Raw genomic sequence first — 6552 nt, 5'->3', positions numbered from 1 at the left:
GTACATATAATATGAATAACTAATTATTTTCATAACACTGTGTCGTATCATAAAATAAACTTTGTTTCTTTATAAGAAAGTATCATTAATGAATTTATTCATGTAAACGAAAACATACTCCATAAAATATGTTTCAAATTTAAGATTTTTACATATTTTTCTATGATAGCATACGAAAAAATTGTTTATCCTAGAATTAAGATTCCTTATTTTAAAAGAGCAAAATTGAAAATTATTTTTTAATCAAGATTAAGCAGTTTTATTAAAAACGTTTAAAAGCGTATTTAAATGATTGACCTTTTGCCAGAACTTTGTAAAAAAGTGTACTCAGTTTGGAGGGGTGGTCGAGCGGTTTAAGGCACCGGTCTTGAAAACCGGCGTGCAGGAGACTGTACCGTGGGTTCGAATCCCACCCCCTCCGCCACTTGATTCTTTTCTGCATGTAATATATTGATTTTATATGTATTTTTTAAAGGTTCGGTGTAGCTTGCCACTAGGTTTTGCATAATTTGACACTAGGTTTTGCACCAATTCATTTTTTTTCAAAGGGTTTTTAAAGGGCTTTCAAGGGGTCTTCAAAGGGGTTTTTAAGCCCCCTCAAAGAGGATTGTTTTCTTCTGTTAAAAATCACAATTGGTAATGATTAGTTCTTTAGCTACAGTATTATTTGAAATGCCACATGTATAAGATGTCGTCACTTCTTTTATATGAAACTGACTGAAGGTTTTTCGAATCTCTGGCACGTCATTTAAAGAAAGAAGGAACTTCCCTTTTAATTGGGAAAGAATCGTTGCCATCACCTGATAATCTTCCCTCTTAAACAAATCCTTTCCGTAATAATCCTCAACACCCCAATAAGGCGGATCAAGATAGAATAAAACATTTGGTCGATCATAGCGAAGCATAAAGTCTGACCAGTTTAACTGTTCAATGGTAACCTCTGCCAAGCGGCGATAAATAAGCTCTAATAACGCTTCAACCTTAAAATAATTAAACCGTGCACTACGGCTCATTTCAACACAAAATCCACGCTTTATCACCTTACCGCCAAAGCCTAATCGCTGCAGATATAAAAATCGAAGAGCACGCTCTAGATCAGTTAACGTAGATGGGTCTTGCCGAGAGAGACGTTGAAACTCCTCACGACTGGTAATCTGAAACTTCACCATATCCATAAAGGGCTGATAATGACGTTGTAACACCCGAAAAAAATTCACCACATCACCAGAGCGATCATTGATAATTTCTGCTGGTGGAATCAATTTTCTCCTAAAGAAAATCCCCCCCATTCCAACAAAGGGTTCGGCATAAAGATTATGCGGAATATCTTCAATGATTTTGATAATAGTTCTGGCTAACCTGCTTTTGCCACCAATATAAGCAGCAGCTGGTGCGATAGGATTAACCAATTTTAATGTTTCAGAATGAATTGTGTCCATTATTTCTTAACACTCTTTCATGTATAAACGCCGTCTTCTCATTGTTTTCAATGATAAGAAGTGGCTGCGATGTTATCTTTTCTGGCATCGGACGGGCTGTGTTGCAAATTACTCCCGTTGGCTGGATAACCAGCCCAGCCTCTATTTTTGAGTATCCCCCCTTCCCTTTTCTGGTGCTTCTAAGATAATTTCTGTTGTATATCCGCTAGCTTTTTCATAGCGATGGGTAACTGTAGAAGCTCTCCATTGCCCGTTAATCTCTCCACGAAACCCACGCAGCAGAAGAGATTGATCTGCCATAATCTCTGGGCAGCCCTCCAGCGTTAACGAACCACTCCCAACAGCACGACAAAGCCTATCCCCTTCTGAGGCAGCTGCTGCCAGTGCCTCTTCCTTACATGTATAACAACTGCGCAAACGCCGCGTGGGACCTGTGAAGCTTGTCTGATGCTTAACCTGTACTTGCTGCCCCTTGGCACGATCAAAATAACTGGCTTCAACCGCACCATATTGTGTTCGCGGCTCTAAGGTGAACTCCCATTGAGAGCAATGATGCTTATGGATTTCGAGGGTTGGTAAACTCTCACGCCCTAAAAATAAGAACTTATTGTCCTTGATTAAAAAACGTGCCTGCATCCGATCAGCAAGCCGTGTTAAAAAATCAACAGCCGATTGATCCGTACGGACAACATAAGACAACGGTTTCTCATAGAACTCTGGACTGATTTTTGCTTGGTAACCATGGCGTTTGGCTAATGTCTCAACAATATCCCCAACGGTTTGGGCATCAAAATGCTCACTTGTCTGTTCCTTGATCTCTTTGCGCATGGAAACACTCTTGCCACAGATGCGCAAAATTTCTCCGTCACTGCTACCAGAGCTCACAACCGATTCGACAATAAAACATCCCATCGAAGCACTGATGCTGTCCTCATAACCAAAGCTAACCTGTAGATCGCTTTTACTTTGGGGAATCTCTAAATCATTGCCACTATTATCAAACTCTGCCTCGAATGTATCACATTCATTCCCTGCATGATCAACGATGGTGGCAGATAAAAGACGCTGGTAAAAAACCTCATGAACAGGTTTGTCACCCACTTTCACCACAATAAAAGGGCGTGTATACCTTAATCCCATAAGCGCCTCACCGTGCTTTTCTTATCACGCGTTGTAAATTCAGGCAGGAGAACACGCAAACCACGCGGCAAAAAATGACCATATTGGGCAATCCCTAGATTCGCTGATAAGGTGGCTTCTAAATACCCTTCTAAAGCTCCCACTTGAGCACGATCCCCTAGAACAGAAGTTGCATGCTCATAGCAAATCAGATCAAGGCTCATATCCTCTAGTTCCACAAGCAAATGTTTTTCAGGAATCTTCATTGATATTGCCCCTGAGGTTTGCCCCCATCAAAAAAGGGTAAGAGACTGAGGGAATAGCGAATACGCTGCGATTGCCCAGAGCGGCTAATATAGTCATGATCTTTACTGATATTGGTTATGACCACTGGTCCATGGATGAGAGCGCTATAAGTACAATCACTGATCCAACGAATCATCTGGACGGGTTTGGCTGCGCGAATGGTTCTGGTAATGGCATCAATTGCTTCACGGTCACCAAATTCTTCTGGAAACAACACACCATGAATGGTTTTAGGATCACTACCATAGCCTGTAAATTGCAAACTAGGTGCCCCACCAAAACGCTCCATCGAAACCCATGAAGCAGAAAATTCCTCCTCAAACGATTGGAAGTTAAGCCAATCTACATAAAATTGATGCGGTCCTAGCATCATTAGGGGATCACTCATTCCGTCCCTCCATGCAGCGCATTAGCTTGGGCACGCTGAAGAGCTGCACTGACCGCACGCCCTGTCACAGCAGGATCACGCGCACCATTAACATGCACCGTCACATTTTGATTATGATAAACAGCTGAACGGCTCTTATCGTTATCCCTTGGCTCTGTTTGAGCAAATTGTCCGTGATTTGCGCCAGAAAACTGTGGGATAGGTTGAATGGATGTTTTTCCACCAAGCCAGCTTGGTAAACTGGGCCAATGAAATAAATCTGTGAAATCAATCGTCCCAATCCATGACTTAATGCGACTAGGCAAGGATTTAAAAAAATTGGTCAATTGCGTGATAGCGCTACTAAAACCATCCACAATCCAATCAGCTAAATCTTCCCCTACCTGCTCCATTTCTGCTTTAGCGCTTTCAGAAAGTTTTTCCTGTGTGAAAAAATTGCTGAGCCAATCCCAAAAGCCACTCAAACTTTGTTTAAAACCTTCCCATAAGTCTTGAAACCACTGGAGAATAATATTAAGGCCTTGTTTGAACTTTTGCCAATGATCAGAAAAGTTTTTAAGCTTTTACCTATTATGTTCCTTTAAGATCGTTTTAAACTTTTTCTTAAGTACGATCTTAAAAAATAACTAAAAAATATATATACGGATAAAAATCTTGTAAAATAGGCAATTTAAAAACTATTAAAATAGAATAATTTACTATGATTATAATATAACACATAATATAAGTCAGTATTATAATGTTATGATTTACTATATACAATAATTTACCAGCAACAATAAACATTATGAAATTTATACAAACATAAACTGTTTTATAAAATAGCTATATACAAAATACAAAATACTTTTCATATAAAAAATATATCCTATATAATACATAAAATCGCTTGGGAGATATCTTTATGATAAATGTATTAACTACGCCAATTGTACTTACTTATCCTATGATCAAACTATTAAAACGCTTCCTAAGCACTATTTTTTTTGTATCTTTAATACCACTTTTAAGTGGCTGCGGATTTAATACGATACCAACAACTGAAGAAAAAGCGCATGCTGCATGGAGTGAAGTGCTGAACCAATATCAACGCCGCGCAGACCTTATTCCTAATCTTGTCGAAACTGTCAAAGGCTACGCGTCCCACGAGCAAGCCGTTTTTACTAATGTTATTGAAGCACGCGCAAAAGCAACACAGGTCAACATTAATGCAGATATGTTGGAAAATCCGCAAATGATGCAACAATATCTCAATAATCAAGCAAACTTATCAAGTGCACTTTCGCGCCTTATGGCTATTGTTGAGAATTATCCTGACCTCAAGGCAAATCAAAATTTTCTTGCTCTTCAATCACAATTAGAAGGAACTGAAAACCGTATTTCTGTTGCTCGTCGTGATTATATTGAATCTGTACGTGCATACAATACTGCACTAAAAACAATGCCAACAATGATTTGGGCAAAATTATGGTTTTATGATGCTAAACCTATGCCAACATTCACAATCGATATCGATAATCAACAAGCACCGAAGATCAATTTTAATTAATGAAACTACTTAGATATCTTACGCATCGCAGTACTTCTCCATGTTTATGGACATTTATCAGCATTCTGTGCTTGCTCATTGTGTCTGGAGGAATTTCTTACTCGCAAAGCAAATTTCCTCCCTTAACTGGCTATATTAACGATGTGGCGCATATACTCGATAATGAAACAACAGAAAATTTAACCAAAAAATTAGCCACATTGGAAGAAAAATCAGGAGACCAAATTGTTATTGTAACTCTCCCTACTCTTTCAGGAAACGATATAGAAACTTATAGTAATTCCCTTTTTCGCACATGGCAATTAGGTCAAAAACAGATCAATAACGGTGTGCTGCTGCTCATTGCACCAAATGAACGTGAAGTGCGTATTGAAGTAGGTTATGGTTTGGAAGGAGAATTAACAGACGCTATTTCTGCAGTCATCATTAATAACTTTATTCTTCCCAATTTTCGTAAAGGAAACTACCGAGAAGGTATTGTCGAAGCAGTTAATGCAATTATCAATGTCATTACAGAAAGTGATTCTGATTTTACTTCTCGAATCAAAATGCAAGCCAAAATAGTTGAAGTACAACGTAAACAAGCTGAAAAAAAAGAAATGATAGCCAATGCAGTCATATTTTTAATCTTTTTTATAATGATTGGTCTGCCCATTCTTGCAATGGTTTTTGGTAAAAAAGTAGGACCACAAAAATATCTGTGGATGGGTATCATTTTTACACCTTGGTTTTTTCACTTAAGTACTAGGGGTAGATATTCTGATCGAGGATTTGGAAGATATCAAAATAGAGGAAAATTCAGAGGTGGTGGTGGATCATCAGGCGGTGGCGGTGCAACAGGAAGATGGTAAAGCTAGCTTATATTTTTGGATACAGAAATTTTCTTAAAGCACACCGCATTGCGTCATTATCTTAATTTTAATAAATCATCGCATATCTTACTTTGCAATTATTTTAAAATTATAAATAATATAAAATTGTAATGCCAACATAAATATTGCGGATGAAATTTGCATTGAAACATATTGATCGCGATCATTTACCACATCATTTTAAAACAACTCATGACCATTCACCAGTTGAATGGAAAATAAGTAATGATTTGATCGAATATCCTGAAGCGCTGCATTATATGCAAAAGCGTGTAAAGGACATTTTTGCAAACACCGCCCGTGAACAAGTTTGGCTCCTTGAACATCCTTCCCTTTACACTGCCGGTACCAGTGCAAACAAAAAAGACCTTTTAGTGCCTAATATGTTTCCTGTTTATGACGCAGGTCGTGGTGGTGAGTTTACATATCATGGACCAGGACAACGTATTGCTTATATTATGCTTGATCTTAAACGTCGAAAACAAGATATTCGTGCTTTTATTAGTGCATTAGAGGAATGGATCATACAAACACTTGCGCAATTTAATATTAAAGGTGAACGCCGTGAAGAGCGTGTTGGTGTATGGGTTAAACGATCTGATTATTTATCAACACAAAGTGGCTTCTCTTCTGAGGATAAAATTGCTGCTATTGGTATACGTGTACGCAAATGGGTAAGCTTCCATGGAGTTTCAATAAATGTTGATCCTCATTTAGCACATTACTCAGGGATTGTTCCTTGTGGTATCAAAAATCACGGTGTAACCAGTTTTCTTGATTTAGGTTTTTCTGTAACAATGCGTGATATTGATATTGCTTTGAAACAAGCATTTGAACAAATTTTTGGACCAACAATTGATGTTTTCTAAGTGCATTGAT

8 protein-coding genes and 1 tRNA gene are annotated in these 6552 nt (G+C 38.2%); 4 read left to right on the top strand and 5 right to left on the bottom strand.

The genetic code is table 11. The features are described from left to right. The first annotated feature begins 334 nt into the window (after positions 1 to 334). Positions 335 to 424 (top strand) — tRNA-Ser (locus V5N67_RS05750). 196 nt (positions 425 to 620) lie between these two features. Here V5N67_RS05750 and V5N67_RS05745 read toward each other — a convergent pair. The 5 genes from V5N67_RS05745 to V5N67_RS05725 all read right to left on the bottom strand — a co-directional run bounded on the left by V5N67_RS05745 (position 621) and on the right by V5N67_RS05725 (position 3716). Continuing rightward, a complete protein-coding gene (locus tag V5N67_RS05745; protein WP_332060942.1) occupies positions 621 to 1439 on the bottom strand; it encodes a DNA adenine methylase in 819 nt (272 codons plus the stop codon). A 141-nt stretch (positions 1440 to 1580) separates the two neighbouring features. Continuing rightward, positions 1581 to 2579 (bottom strand): phage late control D family protein, encoded by a 999-nt coding sequence (locus tag V5N67_RS05740; RefSeq protein ID WP_332060941.1) that lies wholly within the window; start codon positions 2577 to 2579, stop codon positions 1581 to 1583. Then, a complete protein-coding gene (locus tag V5N67_RS05735; protein WP_332060940.1) occupies positions 2570 to 2824 on the bottom strand; it encodes a tail protein X in 255 nt (84 codons plus the stop codon). The genes V5N67_RS05740 and V5N67_RS05735 overlap by 10 nt, the downstream gene beginning before the upstream one ends. Continuing rightward, positions 2821 to 3252, bottom strand: coding sequence for a phage tail protein (locus tag V5N67_RS05730; RefSeq protein WP_332060939.1), 432 nt, complete (start codon positions 3250 to 3252; stop codon positions 2821 to 2823). The genes V5N67_RS05735 and V5N67_RS05730 overlap by 4 nt, the downstream gene beginning before the upstream one ends. Then, positions 3249 to 3716 carry a hypothetical protein gene (locus V5N67_RS05725; protein WP_332060938.1) on the bottom strand — a complete coding sequence of 156 codons (468 nt, stop codon included), beginning with the start codon at positions 3714 to 3716 and terminating at the stop codon, positions 3249 to 3251. The genes V5N67_RS05730 and V5N67_RS05725 overlap by 4 nt, the downstream gene beginning before the upstream one ends. 440 nt (positions 3717 to 4156) lie before the next feature. Between V5N67_RS05725 and V5N67_RS05720 the strand changes: the two genes are divergently transcribed. The 3 genes from V5N67_RS05720 to lipB all read left to right on the top strand — a co-directional run bounded on the left by V5N67_RS05720 (position 4157) and on the right by lipB (position 6542). Continuing rightward, positions 4157 to 4801, top strand: coding sequence for a LemA family protein (locus V5N67_RS05720; protein ID WP_332060937.1), 645 nt, complete (start codon positions 4157 to 4159; stop codon positions 4799 to 4801). Continuing rightward, on the top strand, positions 4801 to 5652 hold the full coding sequence (locus tag V5N67_RS05715; RefSeq protein WP_332060936.1) for a TPM domain-containing protein: 852 nt from the start codon (positions 4801 to 4803) through the stop codon (positions 5650 to 5652). Before V5N67_RS05720 ends, V5N67_RS05715 begins: the two co-directional genes overlap by 1 nt. Positions 5653 to 5804: 152 nt before the next feature. Continuing rightward, a complete protein-coding gene (gene lipB / locus V5N67_RS05710; RefSeq protein ID WP_332060935.1) occupies positions 5805 to 6542 on the top strand; it encodes a lipoyl(octanoyl) transferase LipB in 738 nt (245 codons plus the stop codon). Positions 6543 to 6552: the final 10 nt, after the last annotated feature.

It is taken from the genome of Bartonella rhinolophi, from assembly GCF_036576165.1.
GTDB lineage: Bacteria > Pseudomonadota > Alphaproteobacteria > Rhizobiales > Rhizobiaceae > Bartonella.
This window is presented reverse-complemented; position numbering and strand designations above follow the sequence as displayed.